Origin of the sequence: Mesonia ostreae, assembly GCF_031845265.1 — a bacterium.
In the GTDB taxonomy this organism is placed as follows: Bacteria; Bacteroidota; Bacteroidia; order Flavobacteriales; family Flavobacteriaceae; genus Mesonia; species Mesonia ostreae.
This window is the reverse complement of record NZ_JAVRBG010000034.1, coordinates 1-3,131: the sequence shown is the minus strand read 5'-3', so window position 1 is coordinate 3,131 and position 3,131 is coordinate 1. Positions and strand designations below refer to the sequence as shown.

Below are 3,131 nucleotides of genomic sequence, written 5' to 3'. Positions count from 1 at the left end.
CGCTTTGGAGTATCTGATATGCAAATTCATAGAATAAAAACTGGAGAAAACTGGAGTTCAGTAACCGAATAAAAAAAACGTTGGGTAACAACGTATATAATCCATTGCTAGTGAGAGCCTACTTACGAAAATCCTCGCGGATTTTCTATTCGGTTTTTATTTGCTAAATTACGTGCTAAACCACGCAACGTATCATATACAAAACCGTTGTGCATAATTTAAAAAAAACAAAACTGAATGAACAAACTTTATATTTTACTAATACTAATTTTAATTACAAGTTGTGGTAATCAAACGAAATTTGAAAAACAAATTGAAAAATTGCAGAGTAAAAATGACAGCCTGCATTCGGAATTAAAAAAATATGAAAATAAGTTTGTTTTTGATAATGTTACAATTAGACAATATCCTATCAAAAATAGTACAGTAAAAAAAGGAACTAAATATTACGGAGAATTAGTTTTTGTCGCTGTGGTTAAAGAAGATTTTTTACTTTTTGGAACAGAAAAATATAAATCCAAACAAGAATATAATATTAAAAATCCGATTACTTTAAAGACCGAGAAAGGTGATTGGGGTGGTTATAAGTTTGAGGTCGATATTGTAAATGATACGACAAAATTATTATTCAAGCCTTTAATGAAAAATAAACTTTCTCTTAAACATAAAAATGCTTTATACAATGAAATATTGTTTTCAGACGAACTAATTGCAAATTAAAAAAACTATGCACAACAACGTATATAGCTCATAGCTAATTAGTTGCTTAATCAAAGTTAAGGCATATTTGGAAAGTCGCCAAATTTTTAAATTTGGCTTATTGAAAAAAAAAGGTAATAAGAAAATTAAAAAATTCGGCTCGTGCTTAACCGAAAAATAATCGCTAATTTGCACGCTACGAGCCATATACAAGACAGTTAGCTATCATTTAAAAAAAAACAATTCAACTATGAAAAAAACACTTAGCATTACAATTCTACTTTTAACAGTTTTTCAAGTTTTTAGTCAGAATAAAAAATTACTGATTAAAAATGTAAACGTCATTCCACTTCATATTAACCAAGAATTGAATAACAAAGATGTCATAATTGAAGACGGTATAATTCGTGAAATAAGAGAACAGATTGAAAATGACACAATCAAATACGATTTAGGTGTAATAGATGGTAGTGGCAAATATCTTATCCCAGCATTTTCGGATGCACACTCTCATCTTCCAAAAAAGGAAAATCTAAAGAGTTATTTCCTAATGAATTTAATTAATGGTGTGACAACTTTACGTTCTATGCGAGGAGAAATGTGGCACTTGGAAATCGACAAAAATGACGAGTTTACACCTAAATTAATTCTTTCTTCACCGCCAATTTCAAGAAGAGACACCATATCGGAAACAGAAGCGAATAAAATGATTTCAAATTATAAAAAGTCTGGGTTCGATTTTGCAAAAGTTTTGTCAATAAAAGACGAACAAACATTTGATTATTTAGTGTCATCCGCCAAATCTGAGGATTTTCATTTTGCTGGTCATTGTCCTTCAAACGTAGGTCTTTTAAAAGTCTGTCAAAGCAGTGTTTTTCAGAGCATCGAACACTTGGGAGGTTTTTTTCGTCTTAGAAGCTTAGATGATATAAATTCAGCAATAAACCTTTCAATTACAAACAACATTTATCATTGCCCAACTTTAGATTGGTATTTTACTGGACAAATTCCAGAAGACGAGCTTAGAAAACGAAATGGAGTAGAATTTTTGCCAACGGAATTGGTAGAAAGTTGGGAAAGTAAAATTTCCGCACATTATCAAAAAACGACCGAAAGCGAAAGAGAAGTTGAGCGAAAAGAAAGCAAAGATAAATTTCAAGGAAGATTAAATTACCTGAAATATATTTATAGACAAGGCGGAATGTTATTGCTAAGTCCAGACGCTTCGGGAATTTACAGTATTCCTGGTTATGGAATGCATAGCGAAATGGAACACTATAAAAATGCAGGGATTTCAAATTTTGAAATTCTAAAAGCAACATCTTACAACTTATCAAAAATGCTATCCTCACAAAATGAATGGGGAACTATTAAAGTCGGTGCTAAGTCAGATATGGTGTTATTAAATGAAAATCCGTTAGAAAATATTGAAAACACGGAAACTATAAACGGAATTATATTCAAAGGTAAGTTTTACCTAAAAAGTGAATTAGAGGATAAACTGAACGCAAAAAAACGATAGCTAACAACGTATATAATTTATTGCTGGCTTCTCGCCTACTTACGAAAGTCCTCGCGGACTTTCTTGGTCGGTATTTATTTACTAAATTAGTTGCTTAAACCACGCAACAAACCATATACAAACACGTTGTAAGTAATGCTGAAAATTCGTCTTCCATTAAAAATTGTTTTGAGAAAAGTAAATAATAGTTTACCTTTGTAATCTAAATCAAAGTGAAACTGAATGAAATGTTCTCAACTTTACCGAATATTAACGAAAGATGGTTGGTATGCAGTATCTCAAAAAGGTTCGCACGTAAAAATGCGACACGAAACGAAAAAGGGAACAATTATCTTTCCAAATCACGGTAGCCAAGAAATGGGTAAAGGTTTGGAAAAGAAAATTCTAAAAGACGCTGGAATTAAAAAATAAGATTATGAGTAAAAAGAAAAAAGTGATATTGACTGTTGAGAAAACGAGTACTGGATTTTCTGCATTTTCAGCAGACTATCCAATATTTACTACTGGCCAATCGATTCCCGAACTGATAAATAACGCATACGAAGCGACTGAATTTCACTTTGAGGACGAAAAAGTAAAAATTGAGCCAAATGACATTGCATTTGAGATTGATTTTAAACAATTTTTTAAATTTTATAAAGTTTTAAATGCCAAATTTCTTGCGGAAAAAATCGGAATGAACGCTACCCTACTTTCTCAATATGTTTCAGGAACTAAAAAACCATCAGCAAAACAAACCGAGAAAATTTTAAGCGGAATACATCAGATTGGGCAAGAATTGAGCGGAATTAATTTATTACAAACGGCATAAAAGAATGAAAAAAGCACTACTTACAACAAAGAACTGAGGTAAAAACCAACTCTTTTCTACATTAAATTTGAGACATACATTACCTGTGTCAAAATCTTT

At 31.2% G+C, this 3,131-nt stretch carries 4 protein-coding genes; all 4 read left to right on the top strand.

The features are described from left to right. Positions 1-237 precede the first annotated feature (237 nt). Positions 238-720, top strand: coding sequence for a hypothetical protein (locus RLT85_RS14995; RefSeq protein ID WP_311402855.1), 483 nt, complete (start codon positions 238-240; stop codon positions 718-720). A 229-nt stretch (positions 721-949) separates the two neighbouring features. Further along, positions 950-2,221: an amidohydrolase family protein gene (locus RLT85_RS14990; protein WP_311402854.1), complete on the top strand. Its 1,272-nt coding sequence runs from the start codon at positions 950-952 to the stop codon at positions 2,219-2,221. 222 nt (positions 2,222-2,443) lie between these two features. Further along, entirely contained in the window at positions 2,444-2,632 is a 189-nt protein-coding gene (locus RLT85_RS14985) for a type II toxin-antitoxin system HicA family toxin (RefSeq protein WP_311402853.1), read from the top strand. A gap of 4 nt (positions 2,633-2,636) precedes the next feature. Next, positions 2,637-3,032 carry a helix-turn-helix domain-containing protein gene (locus RLT85_RS14980; protein WP_311402852.1) on the top strand — a complete coding sequence of 132 codons (396 nt, stop codon included), beginning with the start codon at positions 2,637-2,639 and terminating at the stop codon, positions 3,030-3,032. Positions 3,033-3,131: the final 99 nt, after the last annotated feature.